This window comes from Enterobacter cloacae complex sp. ECL352 (assembly GCF_020149545.1).
Classification (GTDB): Bacteria; Pseudomonadota; Gammaproteobacteria; order Enterobacterales; family Enterobacteriaceae; genus Enterobacter; species Enterobacter asburiae_B.
On the sequence record NZ_CP083709.1, the window covers coordinates 4,320,964 to 4,335,670 of the forward strand.

The 14,707-nt window shown below is 54.6% G+C and carries 17 protein-coding genes; 5 read left to right on the forward strand and 12 right to left on the reverse strand.

The window, feature by feature from the left end:
- Window positions 1-35 precede the first annotated feature (35 nt).
- Together sodB and LBF07_RS21220 are read right to left on the reverse strand one after the other, a co-directional pair.
- Window positions 36-617, reverse strand: coding sequence for a superoxide dismutase [Fe] (sodB, locus tag LBF07_RS21215; RefSeq protein WP_029739795.1), 582 nt, complete (start codon window positions 615-617; stop codon window positions 36-38).
- Window positions 618-739: 122 nt separating this feature from the next.
- Window positions 740-1,513, reverse strand: coding sequence for a C40 family peptidase (locus tag LBF07_RS21220; RefSeq protein WP_094935194.1), 774 nt, complete (start codon window positions 1,511-1,513; stop codon window positions 740-742).
- 338 nt (window positions 1,514-1,851) lie between these two features.
- Between LBF07_RS21220 and grxD the strand changes: the two genes are divergently transcribed.
- Window positions 1,852-2,199 carry a monothiol glutaredoxin 4 gene (gene grxD, locus LBF07_RS21225; RefSeq protein ID WP_003832760.1) on the forward strand — a complete coding sequence of 116 codons (348 nt, stop codon included), beginning with the start codon at window positions 1,852-1,854 and terminating at the stop codon, window positions 2,197-2,199.
- A gap of 43 nt (window positions 2,200-2,242) precedes the next feature.
- Here grxD and rnt read toward each other — a convergent pair whose 3' ends face one another.
- The 5 genes from rnt to eptA all read right to left on the reverse strand — a co-directional run bounded on the left by rnt (window position 2,243) and on the right by eptA (window position 6,914).
- Window positions 2,243-2,893 (reverse strand): ribonuclease T, encoded by a 651-nt coding sequence (gene rnt, locus LBF07_RS21230; RefSeq protein ID WP_023311355.1) that lies wholly within the window; start codon window positions 2,891-2,893, stop codon window positions 2,243-2,245.
- 95 nt (window positions 2,894-2,988) lie between these two features.
- A complete protein-coding gene (gene gloA, locus LBF07_RS21235; RefSeq protein ID WP_013096923.1) occupies window positions 2,989-3,396 on the reverse strand; it encodes a lactoylglutathione lyase in 408 nt (135 codons plus the stop codon).
- 100 nt (window positions 3,397-3,496) lie between these two features.
- Window positions 3,497-4,594 carry an alkene reductase gene (locus LBF07_RS21240; protein ID WP_094935195.1) on the reverse strand — a complete coding sequence of 366 codons (1,098 nt, stop codon included), beginning with the start codon at window positions 4,592-4,594 and terminating at the stop codon, window positions 3,497-3,499.
- A 53-nt stretch (window positions 4,595-4,647) separates the two neighbouring features.
- On the reverse strand, window positions 4,648-5,247 hold the full coding sequence (locus tag LBF07_RS21245) for a TetR/AcrR family transcriptional regulator (protein ID WP_029739798.1): 600 nt from the start codon (window positions 5,245-5,247) through the stop codon (window positions 4,648-4,650).
- Between the two features lie 41 nt (window positions 5,248-5,288).
- The gene (gene eptA / locus LBF07_RS21250) at window positions 5,289-6,914 is read right to left on the reverse strand and encodes a phosphoethanolamine transferase EptA (protein ID WP_094935196.1); all 1,626 of its coding nucleotides are present in this window, start codon (window positions 6,912-6,914) and stop codon (window positions 5,289-5,291) included.
- A gap of 148 nt (window positions 6,915-7,062) precedes the next feature.
- Between eptA and LBF07_RS21255 the strand changes: the two genes are divergently transcribed.
- The 3 genes from LBF07_RS21255 (at window position 7,063) to sodC (ending at window position 8,847) form a co-directional block, all read left to right on the forward strand.
- Window positions 7,063-7,302 carry a DUF1289 domain-containing protein gene (locus tag LBF07_RS21255; protein ID WP_008500587.1) on the forward strand — a complete coding sequence of 80 codons (240 nt, stop codon included), beginning with the start codon at window positions 7,063-7,065 and terminating at the stop codon, window positions 7,300-7,302.
- 48 nt (window positions 7,303-7,350) lie between these two features.
- The gene (locus LBF07_RS21260) at window positions 7,351-8,247 is read left to right on the forward strand and encodes an aldo/keto reductase family oxidoreductase (protein ID WP_032657749.1); all 897 of its coding nucleotides are present in this window, start codon (window positions 7,351-7,353) and stop codon (window positions 8,245-8,247) included.
- An 81-nt stretch (window positions 8,248-8,328) separates the two neighbouring features.
- Complete coding sequence (gene sodC / locus LBF07_RS21265) at window positions 8,329-8,847, forward strand: superoxide dismutase [Cu-Zn] SodC (protein WP_045887807.1); 519 nt, start codon at window positions 8,329-8,331, stop codon at window positions 8,845-8,847.
- On the opposite strand, the gene LBF07_RS21270 is transcribed toward sodC, so the two are convergent.
- From LBF07_RS21270 to LBF07_RS21280, 3 genes are read right to left on the reverse strand one after another with little or no spacing between them, the layout of a single operon-like run.
- The gene (locus LBF07_RS21270; RefSeq protein ID WP_094935198.1) at window positions 8,826-10,859 is read right to left on the reverse strand and encodes an FUSC family protein; all 2,034 of its coding nucleotides are present in this window, start codon (window positions 10,857-10,859) and stop codon (window positions 8,826-8,828) included. The genes sodC and LBF07_RS21270 overlap by 22 nt on opposite strands.
- Window positions 10,859-11,719, reverse strand: coding sequence for an HlyD family secretion protein (locus tag LBF07_RS21275; protein ID WP_058840751.1), 861 nt, complete (start codon window positions 11,717-11,719; stop codon window positions 10,859-10,861). The genes LBF07_RS21270 and LBF07_RS21275 overlap by 1 nt, the downstream gene beginning before the upstream one ends.
- A 2-nt stretch (window positions 11,720-11,721) precedes the next feature.
- Window positions 11,722-11,958 carry a DUF1656 domain-containing protein gene (locus tag LBF07_RS21280; RefSeq protein WP_032657739.1) on the reverse strand — a complete coding sequence of 79 codons (237 nt, stop codon included), beginning with the start codon at window positions 11,956-11,958 and terminating at the stop codon, window positions 11,722-11,724.
- Window positions 11,959-12,144: 186 nt separating this feature from the next.
- On the opposite strand from LBF07_RS21280, the gene slyA reads away from it, so the two are divergent.
- The gene (slyA, locus tag LBF07_RS21285; protein WP_033145325.1) at window positions 12,145-12,585 is read left to right on the forward strand and encodes a transcriptional regulator SlyA; all 441 of its coding nucleotides are present in this window, start codon (window positions 12,145-12,147) and stop codon (window positions 12,583-12,585) included.
- Between the two features lie 35 nt (window positions 12,586-12,620).
- Here slyA and LBF07_RS21290 read toward each other — a convergent pair whose 3' ends face one another.
- Both LBF07_RS21290 and slyB read right to left on the reverse strand, forming a co-directional pair.
- Entirely contained in the window at window positions 12,621-13,982 is a 1,362-nt protein-coding gene (locus tag LBF07_RS21290) for a GGDEF domain-containing protein (RefSeq protein WP_094935200.1), read from the reverse strand.
- Window positions 13,983-14,181: 199 nt separating this feature from the next.
- Window positions 14,182-14,649 carry an outer membrane lipoprotein SlyB gene (gene slyB / locus LBF07_RS21295; RefSeq protein ID WP_023311367.1) on the reverse strand — a complete coding sequence of 156 codons (468 nt, stop codon included), beginning with the start codon at window positions 14,647-14,649 and terminating at the stop codon, window positions 14,182-14,184.
- Window positions 14,650-14,707 lie beyond the last annotated feature (58 nt).

The window sequence follows — 14,707 nt, forward strand, 5'->3', positions numbered from 1 at the left end:
AAAAACGCAGAAGGGCGAACCCTTCTGCGTGTCTCTTACGCGGCGAAGTTCTTCGCGACAAAGTCCCAGTTAACCAGTGCCCAGAAGTGCTCCAGGTAGTTCGGACGCGCGTTGCGGTAGTCAATGTAGTAAGCGTGTTCCCACACGTCCACGGTCATCAGCGGCTTCGCGCTGGTGGTCAGCGGGGTACCCGCATTAGAGGTGGACACGATAGCCAGTTTGCCATCCGCCTCTTTAACCAGCCACGTCCAGCCAGAGCCGAAGTTCTTGATGGCTGCATCGGTAAATTTCGCTTTGAAATCCGCGAAGCTGCCAAATGCGGCATTGATAGCGGTAGCCAGTTCACCGACAGGTTCACCGCCGGCATTCGGTGCCAGGCAGTGCCAGTAAAAGGTGTGGTTCCACACCTGAGCGGCGTTGTTAAATACGCCACCCTCTGAGCTGCGGACGATCTCTTCCAGCGTTTTGCCTTCAAAATCGGTGCCTTTGATCAGATTGTTCAGGTTGGTGACGTACGTCTGGTGATGCTTGCCGTAGTGATATTCCAGGGTTTCCGCAGAAATGTGCGGTGCCAGGGCGTCTTTTGCATACGGTAGTGCAGGTAATTCGAACGACATTGCTTCTCTCCTTATTGTATTTTGTGTTGCCAATAACCACACAGACAACATGGACAGGATAGCAAATTGAAAGGGTATGCAAAAGAGGAACTTACCCTGCCACGGATGCGGCAGGGCAGGGGTTAGCGAATGGTTTTTGGCGTCATCACGCGACGCGCGCCGACGTAGTGACGTACCCAGTAGTCTTCACTGAGAGAAGTGATCTGAATATCCTGGCCGCTACGGGGAGACTGGATGAATTTCCCGTTGCCGACATACACGCCGACGTGGTCAGCCGTGCCGCGACCCTGGGTGCGGAAGAACACCAGATCGCCGTTTTCCAGCTCACCGCGGTCAACCGGTGAGGCATCGCGCAGGTGGTACATCTCATTGGCGGTACGAGGAATGCGGAATTTGACCAGATCTTTATAGGCGTAATAGACGAGGCCGCTGCAGTCAAAGCCGGTACGCGGCGAGCTGCCACCCCAGTGATAAGGTTTGCCAATCTGCCCCATCAGTTTGTTCATCGCGGTTTTCTGCGCTTTTTGTACGCGCACTTTATGCACTTCCGCTATTTTCGTGACCTTCGTGCATTTCGCCTTGTGGCCTTTACGCGTGATGCATTTTTCAGTAACGAGGTTAGCGGCGGTTTGCGAAGCTTTACTTTTGGCGGAGTGGGCAGTGCGGGAAGGTTTTGTTTTCGTCTTGCTGGAAGCGGTCTGTTTCGTCTGAGCCGGTGTTTTTTTCTTGTCGTTCTTAGCGGTGGTTTTATTCTTACGTTCTGTGGCTTTCACAAGATGGTTTTTTTGTACAGCAGAATGCCGCGCCTGCTGAGAGGCGTTTGCCACTGGCGTGAAAGTGAGTGAAGTAAACAGTAAAGCACAGAGCGTGATCGAGATTTTATTTATCCGCGCCACTGGGCAGTCCCCTGATAAATGCAGGTCATCAATAATACCCGCGTGTGATTTACAAAGCCCGTCGATTCTAATCTATAAAAACCCAGAAAGTTAATAGCATTTTTCAATCTACAATCGTGTTTCGTTAGCAAGTGCAAAAAAATTCATCGTTCTGTCGCACATTTGCCCACTCCCTAAGCAAAACCCTGACCGCCGCAGGGGTAAACACCATTTGCAATGCAACTTTTCGTGACTCGGGGTAGAATGTATAAACGTGACAAAAATGTTATTTTCCGATGCCAGTCTGAACCGCTACAATGTCAGACGAATGCCGTAACAGAAGTTAAAGGAAGCAAGACATGAGCACCACTATTGAAAAAATCCAGCGCCAGATCGCTGAAAACCCAATTCTGCTGTATATGAAAGGTTCTCCGAAGCTGCCAAGCTGCGGCTTCTCCGCACAAGCGGTTCAGGCGCTGTCAGCCTGTGGTGAGCGTTTTGCTTACGTTGATATCCTGCAGAACCCGGACATCCGCGCTGAGCTGCCTAAGTACGCTAACTGGCCGACTTTCCCACAGCTGTGGGTAGACGGTGAGCTGGTTGGCGGCTGCGATATCCTGATTGAAATGTATCAGCGCGGCGAACTGCAGCAGCTGATCAAAGAGACGGCGGCGAAGTACAAAACTGAAGAGCCGGACGCAGAGTAATTTTCTGCGCAAATAAAAAAGCGACCTGATAAGGTCGCTTTTTTTATTCTTCGCTGTCGCCCATCGGCAGCGGCCAGCCGCCAAGACGCTTCCAGCGGTTAACGATCTCACAGAACAGCTCTGCGGTGCGCTCCGTGTCGTATAAAGCGGAGTGCGCCTGCGTGCCGTCGAACGGGATGCCGGCCGTAATACAGGCCTTTGATAACACCGTTTGTCCCAGAGCCAGGCCGCTCAGCGCAGCGGTGTCGAAGGTCACAAAAGGATGGAAGGGGTTGCGTTTGAGCGCGGCGCGCTCCGCGGCAGCCATGGTAAAGCTGTGATCGAAGGTGGCGTTATGGGCCACCATGATGGCGCGGCTGCAGTTACTCTCTTTCATGCCTTTACGCACCATTTTAAAAATGGCGTGCAGCGCATCATATTCACTGACTGCGCCACGCAGCGGGTTGTGCGGGTCGATACCGTTAAACGCCAGCGCTTCCGGCTGTAAGTTTGCCCCTTCGAAAGGTTCAACATGGAAATGCAGCGTGGTGTCCGGTGTAAGCCAGCCCTGTTCATCCATCTTCAGCGTGATGGCGGCAATTTCGAGCAGCGCATCGGTTTTAGCGTTAAATCCGGCTGTTTCTACATCAATGACAACGGGATAAAAACCACGAAAACGGTCGCACAGACCGCTAAATTGAGCGTTATCGGACATCAGGGTCTCTTACAAGGGGAAAAAGCAGAGCGCATTATGGCAAATTTTGCAGGGTGATGCAGTAAAACTACGGGCGCATGTTGCGCCCTGAGGGATCAGTTGCCCAGACCGCGACCCGCGTCTTTGGCTTCAATCAGTTCGATTTTGTAACCGTCGGGATCTTCCACGAACGCAATCACGGTGGTGCCACCTTTTACCGGACCCGCTTCGCGCGTAACGTTACCGCCGTTGCTGCGAATGCGTTCACACGCTTCGGCCGCGTTGTCCACTTCCAGCGCGATGTGGCCGTAGGCGGTGCCCAGCTCATAGCTGTCCACGCCCCAGTTGTAGGTCAGCTCAATCACCGCTTCATCCGTTTCCGGGCCGTAACCCACGAACGCCAGCGAGTATTTGTATTCCGGGTTTTCGCTGGTGCGCAGCAGCTTCATGCCCAGGACGTTAGTGTAGAAATCAATGGAACGTTGCAGGTCGCCAACGCGCAGCATGGTGTGAAGTAGGCGCATAATTTCCTCATTAACCAATGGAATAGACTGTCTTTTTGAACAGAAACGATGTTTTAGTATAGCGGCGAAGTATCGCCGCTATCAATGAACAATGGCGAGATTACAGAGAAGGGTAGTCGGTGTAGCCTTCCGCGCCGCCGCCGTAGAAGCTTTCCGGGCGCTGCGGGTTCAGGGCCGCTTTTTTCTGCAGGCGGGCAACCAGATCCGGGTTGGCGATGTAGTCGCGGCCAAACGCGACGGCATCGATCAGCCCTTTGCCGATCAGGTCTTCGGCTTTCTCCGGGGTATAAGCCCCCGCACCGATGATCACCCCTTGGAAACGCTCGCGCACTTTCTGACGGAAAGCGTCCGTGTAAGGCTTACCGCCTGCCCAGTCCGGTTCGGACATGTGCAGATAGGCGATGCCGCGTTTAGCCAGTTCTTCGATCAGGTACAGGGCATCGGCTTCTTCGTTCGGACCGTTGTCGACGTTCTGGAAAGAACCGATTGGGGAGACGCGGATCCCGATACGATCCGGGCTCCACTCCTGGCATACGGCGTCAACCACTTCCAGCACCAGGCGAGCGCGGTTTTCGACGCTGCCGCCGTACTGGTCGGTGCGATGGTTGGACGACGGTGACAGGAACTGGTGCAGCAGGTAGCCATGGGCGGAGTGCAGCTCAATCAGGTCAAAACCGGCTTCACGGGCGTTAGCCACGGCCTGGCGGAAGTCGTTCACGATACCTGGGATCTCGTCCAGCTCAAGCGCGCGTGGCATAGAGGTATCCACGCGGATCGCATTGCCGTTTTCATCACGCAGGGACGTACGGGTATTTGCGCTCAGGGCCGAAGCGGAGACCGGAGCCTGGCCGCCAGGCTGAATGCTGCTGTGAGAGATACGACCGGTATGCCACAGCTGGACCGCAATGCGACCCTCTTCAGCGTGAACGCCCGCGGTGATTTTCTGCCATGCGGCGATCTGCTCCGGGCTGTGAAGACCCGGCGCACCCGCATACCCTTTAGCCTGAGCGGAAATCTGCGTGGCTTCCGTGATGATCAGGCCAGAGCTTGCGCGCTGACGATAGTATTCACCCATCAGTGGGGTTGGGATGTCGCCCGGCTCAATGCTGCGCAGGCGGGTAAGCGGAGCCATAAACACGCGGTTTGGCGCAGTGACGGCACCCACTTTCAGTGGGGTAAATAATTTTTCAGCGGACATAAAGACTCCTGAGTAGACCAGTCGACTAGTAGTTGGGTAAATAAAAACGCCTGTTAAATGCCAGGCGCAGTAATGCTGTTTTTCACATGTGCCAGCGCGCTTTCCAGCGGCACGGCACTGCGCGAAATTTTTGCCTGCAGGTTAGCGCCTAGCCAGAGCGCATATAACACCTGCGCCTGGGTTAACGGCTCGCCGGAAAAGGCCAGCGTTTTTTCATCGCGGCCTTTCTCCAGCGCCTGGGCCAGCAGGGCGATAACGCCGCGGGCACCTTTATCCATCGCCGTGCGCATATCTTCAGAAAGATCGCACACTTCTGCAGACAGCTTAACGGTCAGGCATCCGCTGATAATGCCCTGCTGACAGAACTGGTTCAGCGTTTCCTGATAGTAGTTCAGAACACGATCCCGGTAGTTACCTTCACCCGACGCAAAGTGGGTCGCCAGACGCTGGTGGTAGCCAGCATAATGACGCTCCAGCATCGCTACGCCAAAAGCCTCTTTGGACCGGAAGTAGTGATAAAACGACCCCTTCGGTACCTCAGCGGTTTTTAATAGCTCGCTCAACCCCATACCGGTAAACCCGCGATGCATGCAAAGTCGCTCGCCGGTTGCCAGTAAATGTTCGCGGGTATCGTGTTCAGTATTTCTGCTCATGGCCGCACTCTAATAGACCGTTCGGTCTAATGCAAGCGAGTTTACTGACGACATGCGCTCAGTATATCCAGCTGCGGTTGATAAACCGTTGATTTCACGTCCATCATACCCAATACGGTTGAGAATAAATTGTCCTGGGAAACCGCATTTTTTGCTGCATTGTCGCGCAAACACTGTTCGTTGATACCAAAGTTTTTCGCGTAATCCGGTGACAGCCAGAACATAAACGGAATATGCGTTTGCTGCTCCGGCGCCAGCATGTACGGCGTGCCGTGCAGATAAATACCGCTTTCACCCAGCGATTCACCGTGATCTGAAAGATAAATCAGCGCGGTGTTCATGCTCGACTGGCGCGCTTTCAGCGCATCAATGGTTTTGCTGACCATGCTGTCGGTATAGAGGATAGTGTTGTCATAGGTATTGATCAGCGCCTGATGGTCGCAATCCTGAATTTCATTAGTGTCGCAGGTTGGGGTGAATTTACGGAAGTTGTCCGGGTAACGGCGATAGTATGCCGGACCGTGGCTCCCCATCAGGTGGATAACCAGCACCGTATCTTGCTTCACGCCATCCAGCACGTTGTCCAGACGGTTGAAGTTCACATCGTCGATACAGGATTTGTCTTTGCAGAACTGATCCAGCTGCCACTGCGTCATGTCGGTATGGGGCACGCGATCGCAGGCACCTTTACAGCCGCCGTCGTTGTCGCGCCACATCAGGTTGATACCCGCATGCTTAAGCACGTCGAGCAGCCCTTCGCGATGGTGAGCCAGGTCGGCATCGTATTTGCTGCGCGTCATGCCGGAGAACATGCACGGAACGGAAACCGCGGTTTCGGTACCACATGAGGAGGCCTGCGGGAAGTTAATCACGTCCTGCTTTTTCAGCTCCGGGTTGGTTTCGCGTTCGTAACCGTTCAGGGAGTAGTTTGCCGCGCGAGAGGCTTCGCCGACGACAAGCACCAGAACGGTTTTCTTTTGTTGACCGGTAATCAGTGACCCTTTGTGGGCATCTTCACCAATGCGCACCAGCGTTTGATCGCCGGCAAACCAGCGCATCTTGCTGTACTTCACCACGGCGCTGACATAGTTCGCCGGGGTGACCATTTTGACGATGCTTTTGTTATTGCGGAACAGCGACGCGTAATCTTTATAAAACAGCGCGGCAATCAGGATAATCACCAGCAGGGCGCCGAGCATCGCGGCAACGCGCGTCAGCAGCGCATACCACCATTTTCCGGTACGAATCCGGGTCAACGCCAGCACCACGGAAGGCACGAGGCCGGCTATGACAATCCACAGAATCATCTGCGGGGTCACCAGGGCGGTCGCTTCCTGAGAGTTGGTTTCGAACACGTTCACAATCATGTTCTGATCGATCACCGCGCCGTAGGTATACATGAAATAGGTCGCCGCGGCGCATCCGATCGTCAATACAATCAGCAGCGGCTTGCGGAGATACGGGATGTTAAGCAGGCTAAAGACAATCACCCAGCCGCAAAACAGCACCAGCGGGACGGAGGCGGCAAAGAGGAAGTCGTGCAGATGCACTGGGCCGATAATGGCCCAGCTGCGCTGGATAAACAGCCCGTTCAGCAGAGTAAAAAAGAGTGCACAGCCCAGAGTAAATTTAATGTCGTTACATTGTAACTTTCTGATTAACCACATCGATCGGTAAACCCGTTATTGTCATGATGGGCCGAGTATAGAGAGGGAAGATTAGTGAAACCTTAATGCCACAAATCTGTGATACGGCCTTGCACGCGGCGCGATTAACGTCTTCACTGTAGGTGAGAGTAGCTATCGGGAGGTGAGTGTGGCAGAGCAGCTGGAGTTTTTCCCCATCCAGAGCCCGTGCCGGGGTATTTGTCAGGTCGATGAACGCGGATATTGCCGCGGGTGCATGCGTACCCGCGATGAGCGTTTTAACTGGCAAAACTTTAGCGACACGCAAAAGCAGGAGGTGTTACGCCTCTGCCGACAGCGTCTTCTGCGCAAAATACGCGCAAACAAAGCGGGTGAGACTGAAGAACCCCAGCAACCTTCACTTTTTTAACACGGTAATTGCGTATACTCATGACATTACGTCCTTGAGGAAAATGTTATGGTTCAGCGAATTACCCTTGCCCCCCAGGGGCCAGAATTCTCCCGTTTTGTGATGGGCTACTGGCGCCTGATGGACTGGAATATGTCCCCCCTCCAGCTGGCGAGCTTTATTGAAGAGCACCTCGATTTAGGCATCACCACGGTTGATCATGCGGATATTTACGGTGGCTACCAGTGCGAGGCCGCGTTCGGCGAGGCGCTTAAGCTTGTTCCGGCCCTGCGCGACCGCATGGAGATCGTCACGAAGTGTGGGATTGCCACCACGGCAAAACCTGAACATGCCCTCGGTCATTACATCACCGACAGCGCGCATATCATCAAGAGCGCCGAGCAGTCGCTGGTCAATCTGGCGACCGATCGTATCGATCTGCTGTTAATCCACCGCCCCGACCCGCTGATGGATGCCGATGAGGTGGCGGAAGCCTTCCTGAACCTGCACCAGAGTGGGAAAGTGCGTCACTTCGGCGTGTCAAACTTTACCCCGGCACAGTTTGCGCTGCTTCAGTCTCGTCTGCCGTTCACCCTCGCCACCAACCAGGTTGAGATCTCCCCGGTACACCAGCCGCTGCTGCTGGATGGCACGCTCGATCAGCTGCAGCAGCTGCGCATTCGCCCGATGGCGTGGTCCTGCCTGGGGGGCGGACGTTTGTTTAATGATGAGGAATTCCAGCCGCTGCGCAACGAGCTTGAAACCATCGCCCGCGAACTGAACGCGGAGAGCATCGAGCAGGTGGTTTACGCGTGGATCCTTCGCCTGCCGTCAAAACCGCTGCCCATTATCGGCTCCGGCAAAATAGAACGTGTGCGTTCTGCACTGGCTGCTGAAGAGCTGCAGATGACCCGTCAGCAGTGGTTCCGCATCCGTAAGGCCGCGCTGGGTTACGACGTACCATAAAGCGCCTGAAGGTGACTTTCCGGTGAAATCTTTGCCCCTGGTATACACTTAAGGGGCAAAAAATAACCCGCGGAGGTCACTATGAAGCGTTTTGCTCTGGCACTGGTCACGCTGGTTGTTTGCGCAGGGGCGCAGGCAGCCAGTGACGAAGTGGAAATGAATCTCGTCACCCCACAGGGTGTGGGTCAGTCCATCGGAACGGTGAAAATCACTGAAACCGATAAAGGACTGGAGTTTGCCCCCAACCTCAAAGCCCTCCCTCCCGGTGAACATGGTTTCCATGTTCACGCCAAGGGCAGCTGTCAGCCCGCTTTAAAAGAAGGTAAACCGTCTGCGGCGGAAGCGGCAGGAGGGCACCTCGATCCGCAGCATTCCGGCAAGCATGAAGGCCCGGATGGAATGGGGCATTTAGGCGATCTGCCTGTGCTGGTGGTGAATAACGACGGTAAAGCCACCGATCCTGTTGTCGCGCCGCGACTGAAAAAGCTGGATGAGGTGAAAGGCAAGGCGCTGATGATCCATGTCGGCGGCGACAATATGTCCGATCGGCCTAAACCGCTTGGCGGCGGCGGAGCACGCTATGCGTGCGGCGTGATCTGATCCCCAATCGTTCCCGGTGGCGGTGCCTGTTCCAGCTGCGACAGCGAGCAGTGCAGGCGCCAGATTATTGAGGCCAAATCACGGGCTGCGGGCAGATGATGCTGTGCCAGCGTATCGCAGATCCGCTGCAGTTCATTCAGCGTGGCTTCCAGCGGCCTCTGCTGGACACCGCGCTCGCTCATTACATCGCGCAGCAGGGAGATGCAAACATCACGAACCTGCGACAGCGGATCGGAACGCGTTTCCCACGCGCGCAGCTGCCAGACCACGTGCGAGCAGTTCAACAGCACCACGCCCCAGCGCAGCAGCCAGCGCCGGGACAGCGCGTCCTGGCTGTTATTCAGCTGGCTGACGTGATGATAGACCAGCGACTCATATTCGTTTTCGCTCAGATGCGGTTTACGGCTGAGCTGATCGACAAACCCTCTGCGTAGCTCCCGGATATGCCTGCGGCTCTTGCGTGCATCGGAGCCGGGACGTAACACCGCGAAAGCCAGCCACGCCAGCCCCACGCCCAGGATCTTCGCCAGGTTGTCATTGAGAAAATCGGCGTAATCATAAACAGGTGGATTCGTCACGGAGATAAACGAGCCCATAAAGACAATCAGCTGTCCCCAGAGGCCCGCCAGCTTAGGCATTTGCAGCTTCAGAAGCTGCATGGTGGTCAACAAGGGAAACAGGAACAGCAGGAACTGCCACAGATCGCTTATCTGCACCATCAGGCCAAACTTCACCACGAAGCTGAACAGCGACAGCAGCACCAGCGTGCGCAGCAGGAGCGTAAGCGAGTTGAACGGCGAGGCCGCGACGGAATAAAGCACGCAGCTGATGGCGGCAAGCGTCAGGGCCGCCGTACCGGACTCCCACTGCGTGGTAATACTCCACGCCCCCACCAGCATCAGCGCACAGAAGGTGCGAAAACCGCCCCACAGCGCTTCAAGATAGTCGGTATGGCGCGCAAGTGCCGGGCTGCCGGGGACGTTGAACTCCGTCAATGGTGTCGCGTTTTCGACGGCCGTAATCCAGCGGCTGCTGCGCAGGTACAGCCGACAAAAGTAATTCAGGCGCTGCCAGAAGGCGCGATGGCGGTAGTCGTACTCATCAACCGGGGCGAGCGGGGCGATAATCCGCGCTACGGTGTAAATGTCCGCATCCGGGCGCGCAAGGGCCGCGAGCAGCGTTTCAATCACGGCTCGGGTATTTTCAGGCGGCGTCGGCCAGTTGAGCAGCATCCGGCGCAGGCTGGAGATGGCGCTGGTCATGCGCAGCTGCTGGTGCAGCAGATAGTTAAGAAGTGTGTTCTGGCGGCGAAAGCGGTAGTGGCTCCAGAACGCCTGAATGCGCAGCAGATTCATCGTCAGGATCTGCCCGATCACCTTTTCATGCGCGAGGCGGATATCGTCGCTGGTATCCGGTTGCCACAGCAGACTCGCGTGTTCCAGCAACCGGGTGTGCATGGTTTTGAGCGCAGTGATGAGCGCGGTGCCGTCGGATGTGCTGGGAAGGATCATCATCATAAAGCCGCCGCTGAGGATCCCGACAATCACTTCACAGACGCGCGCCTGCGCAATATCCCACAGCTCGGTGGTGTCGAGCACGTTAACCACCGGAAAGGCGATGATGGCGGCGGTATAGCCCGCCAGCTGAAACGCGTAGGCAACGTTATTGGTAAAATGGGCGCAGGCCCAGGTACAGCACCCCAGCCATGCGGCCATGCTCAGCAGGAACAGCCACGGATCGTTCAGCGTATGGCCAGCGATAATTAGCGCCGCGGTGGCGCCGAGCAGGCTGCCTGCGATGCGGCCAAGACTTTTACTGATCACTCCGCCTACTGTCGGAAAACTGACTACCGCCGCAGACGTCATCGCCCAGTAGGGCTCATCCAGGTTAAGGTAATAAGCCACAGTCAGCGCAAGACACATGGCAATGCCGTTACGCAGCGCGTAGCGCCACTGGGGACGCGTTGCTTTCATCCACGGCGTGTTTTGCCAGGAGAGACCCTGCAGCTTCATCACCGGTTTCCGATGGAGACAGTGCAGGTTGTGCCGGACACCAGGGTAATGTCCTCCGGCAAGCGGTCAAACTCCACGCGAACCGGAACGCGCTGGGCCAGACGCACCCAGGGAACGTTCGGCTTTATGTCCGGCACCAGGCCTGAATCCGTTTCAACACTCTGATCGTAAATGGCGCGGCCAATGCTGGACACGTGACCCTGTAACTTTTGAGAGCCGCTGTAAAGCGTTATTGCGGCTGGCGAACCCTCGCGAATATGCCGAAGCTTGGTCTCTTCGAAATAGCCCACGACGTAGAAGGAGTGGCTGTCGACGAGGGCGAATATCGGTTGTCCCGTGGTGGCATAATTCCCCACGCGGGCCGAGAGGTTGGTCACCCATCCATCAACAGGTGCCGTAATCACGGTTTGGGTCAGTTGCCACTGCGCCTGCTTCAGCGTCGCCTCCGCCACGTTGACGCTAGCCTGCATCGCCTTAACGTTGATATTGGCGGTGTCTAAATCTTCCGCTGAGATGTAGTTTTGCGACAGGTGGCGGCGGCGGTTGGCCTCGTTGTTGGCCTTTGCCAGATCCGACTGGGCTTTTGCCAGCTGCGCCTGGGCGTTCAGGATCGCAATGTGGTACGGGGTGTCGTCGATGCGGAATAAAATGTCTCCCTTTTTGACGAACTGGTTATCCTTAACCAACAGGGTCGTAATACTTCCCGATACCTGAGGGGTAATGCTGACCTGCTCGGCGCGGACTTTGCCATCACGCGTCCAGGGCGACTGCATATAAAAATTCCACATCCACCAGCCCGCAACCAGCGCGAGGGCAAGGACCAACAGGGTGGAAAAGTACTTTAGCGTTTTCAGGGACATATTCACCACACAGTCAAAACGGCAAGGCCCAGGCATACAGAAAGGGCAAACAGGGAAAGATCCATCAGCATGGGATGCCAGATTTCGCCGGAGTACATCCAGTCGCGAAGCAGGCGATGCGCGATGAGCCAGAGGATAAAGCCCACCAGAACGGCCTTAAACAGAGGAGGAAAGTAGACTGACGCACCGAAGATCAGGTCCTGAAGGGGTAAACCCTCTGAGCGATGAAAAAACGTCACGGGCAGAAATCCTTTGCAGTGAACAGAATGCCGCGTTGGCTTGTCTTAGTATGATGAAGCATCACAATTCAGTGTAAGTCATACTTTTAAGTTCGATGAATGCAGTATTGCATTTGTTTTGGCAATACAAATGCTGCACACTATTCTAAAATCAGTATAATAACTTAGCAAGCTAATTATAAGGAGATGAAATTGGAATCGCCATTAGGTTCTGATCTGGCAAGGTTGGTACGCGTCTGGCGTGCTCTGATTGACCATCGCCTGAAACCTCTGGAACTCACACAGACGCATTGGGTCACGCTGCACAACATTCATCAGCTGCCGCCCGAACAGTCGCAAATTCAACTGGCAAAAGCGATAGGGATTGAGCAACCGTCGCTGGTGCGCACGCTTGACCAGCTGGAAGAGAAGGGGTTAATCTCGCGGCAAACCTGCGCCAGCGATCGTCGCGCCAAGCGGATTAAACTCACCGAGAAAGCGGCGCCTATCATCACGGAAATGGAAGCCGTGATCACTAAGACGCGCGGTGAAATCCTGTCAGGCGTTTCACCGGCGGAGCTGGAAATGCTCATTAGCCTCATTGGGCGCCTTGAGCAAAACATCCATGAGCTACAGTCGCGCGACTGACAAACAACAAGGCCTTGCAGCAGCAAGGCCTTTTTTTACTTAAAGGCGACCACGCGGTTACGGCCCGTCTCCTTCGCTTCATACATCGCTTTGTCGGCATTTTCCACGCACGTTTCTGCGGCTAATGCGGGTGACGTTGCCGTAAATACCCCCATGCTGATGGTGATTGGCTCCGGTAGTTGACCGCCGCTGCTGGCGTTATCGAAGCTGCTCAGATTTAACCGTATGCGTTCCGCCACCTGATACGCCGCGTCTGATGAGGTGTTGGCCAGCATCAGAACAAACTCCTCACCACCGATACGGGCCGCGATGTCCTGGGGGCGCACGGAATCCATCAGTAGATTAGCAACAAACTGCAGGACCTTGTCGCCCTGAAGATGCCCGTAGGTGTCGTTGATGCGTTTGAAGCGATCGAGATCGCTGACGATGACGGAAACCGGACGGCTGGGTTTGGCGATATCCAGCGCCTGCTTTAATGTTTCATAAAAATAACTGCGGTTATACAGGCGCGTCAGCGGGTCGCGAATGGAGTTCTGGTAAGACTGCTGATACTTAACGTGCGAGTCGCGATACAGCCTGAAAACATCGTAGAGCAGAACAAAAATGATCATCAGCGTGGCGACGGTTTCAAATAAGCGAGCGCGATACCAGGAGACATCTTCAACATGTCCACCCACTAACAGCATTGAGAGCGTGACGATATAGCAGACGCACAGAAAATTACCGCCCACCCAGAATAAGTTGCGTATGCGCGTAATAAACATCAGCGTGGCTAATGTGACCACCCAGAGTGCAATCAATGCAATATTAATAAAGTGGCTCCAGAGAACCATAAACTCACGGGTTTCATTATCCACAAGATCAATGGATAAAAAGGAAGAATGACTGGAATACATCCAGGCCAACCCTACAGTAAAAGCGGTAAAGAGAAACTCGCCGCTCACAATAGCAATATGCGCCAGCCGCGAAAGGGGACAATTGCGCGTGGTATAAAGTATTGCCGAAACGATTATTAGCACCGCCATTAAGAGATGGCGGAACATATAGAAGATCATCGCATCGTTGTAGTTCACCGCGTTGAACTGATAGAGGTCCAGCCAGGCGGGAAAGCTGCACAGCGTTCCGACCATCAGCGATGCCGACCCGGCAAAGGCAAAAGCAAGCGATACCAGATACAACCGTTTTCGGTCACACCAGTATTTCATTGCCATAAAGCAGGCAATAAACAGGTCAAACACCAGTAAAAAAATGGTGAGCGTAGGGAACAAGTGAGACGAAAAGGTAGGAACCCATTCGGCAATTTTTGAAAACAGGGCGTGTAATATGCCGATAACAGCAATACAACCTAGACAGAACGAGATATAACGGCCCTTTACAGAACGGCGATTCGCAAACATATATGGTTTTAATAACTTTATAATGAATTAAGGTGAGGGTATTGCGAAGAGTGTAATCAATTAGCACGCTAAATACTTTGCGCAGAAACAATATATGGCGTGGTTAATTATGGGTAGGGTGAATGTATTTTGTAAATATATTTGTGGGAGTGATAAATAATGTAAATGGATGTGGCCTGATGACCACATCCATTTTTAATTAACGTGGAGAAACGGTCACCTGACTTCCGTTGCTTGCCAGAACAACGCGCTGGCCTGCAGAGAAGCGAGTGCTGCCTTGTTTCTGCACAACCATGATCGTGCTGCCGTCGTCTTTACGAATTTCCAGCTCTACGCCCTGGGTTTTGTTCATCGCACCCTGAACGCCCTGGCCGGCTACGCCACCCGCAACGGCACCTGCGGCCGTTGCCAGAGAACGGCCAGTGCCGCCGCCGACGGTATTACCGAGGAAACCACCCAGCACGGCACCGCCGATTGCGCCCATCACGTTGCTTTCATCACCACCCTGGATCTGTACAGGGCGTGCGTTAACAACGGTACCGTAAGTCACGTTCTGAACCTGTTTCGCTTCAGAAGCGCTGTAAACGTCGCCAGAAAGTGAACTGTCATTCACACAGCCAGCCAGAGTTAAACCAATCAGCGAAACGCCCAGTACACGTAAAATCATTTGAATCTCCTGTTCACCAAAAACGCCCGATTGGGGGCATCCGTTATGGCTAAATTAT

Bases quoted from the DNA above. Each gene is read 5' to 3' on its own strand.
- sodB (WP_029739795.1), bottom strand. From the start codon at position 617: ATGTCGTTCGAATTACCTGCACTACCGTATGCAAAAGACGCCCTGGCA.
- grxD (WP_003832760.1), top strand. From the start codon at position 1,852: ATGAGCACCACTATTGAAAAAATCCAGCGCCAGATCGCTGAAAACCCA.
- rnt (WP_023311355.1), bottom strand. From the start codon at position 2,893: ATGTCCGATAACGCTCAATTTAGCGGTCTGTGCGACCGTTTTCGTGGT.
- gloA (WP_013096923.1), bottom strand. From the start codon at position 3,396: ATGCGCCTACTTCACACCATGCTGCGCGTTGGCGACCTGCAACGTTCC.
- LBF07_RS21240 (WP_094935195.1), bottom strand. From the start codon at position 4,594: ATGTCCGCTGAAAAATTATTTACCCCACTGAAAGTGGGTGCCGTCACT.
- LBF07_RS21245 (WP_029739798.1), bottom strand. From the start codon at position 5,247: ATGAGCAGAAATACTGAACACGATACCCGCGAACATTTACTGGCAACC.
- eptA (WP_094935196.1), bottom strand. From the start codon at position 6,914: ATGTGGTTAATCAGAAAGTTACAATGTAACGACATTAAATTTACTCTG.
- LBF07_RS21260 (WP_032657749.1), top strand. From the start codon at position 7,351: ATGGTTCAGCGAATTACCCTTGCCCCCCAGGGGCCAGAATTCTCCCGT.
- sodC (WP_045887807.1), top strand. From the start codon at position 8,329: ATGAAGCGTTTTGCTCTGGCACTGGTCACGCTGGTTGTTTGCGCAGGG.
- LBF07_RS21270 (WP_094935198.1), bottom strand. From the start codon at position 10,859: ATGAAGCTGCAGGGTCTCTCCTGGCAAAACACGCCGTGGATGAAAGCA.
- LBF07_RS21275 (WP_058840751.1), bottom strand. From the start codon at position 11,719: ATGTCCCTGAAAACGCTAAAGTACTTTTCCACCCTGTTGGTCCTTGCC.
- slyA (WP_033145325.1), top strand. From the start codon at position 12,145: ATGAAATTGGAATCGCCATTAGGTTCTGATCTGGCAAGGTTGGTACGC.
- LBF07_RS21290 (WP_094935200.1), bottom strand. From the start codon at position 13,982: ATGTTTGCGAATCGCCGTTCTGTAAAGGGCCGTTATATCTCGTTCTGT.
- slyB (WP_023311367.1), bottom strand. From the start codon at position 14,649: ATGATTTTACGTGTACTGGGCGTTTCGCTGATTGGTTTAACTCTGGCT.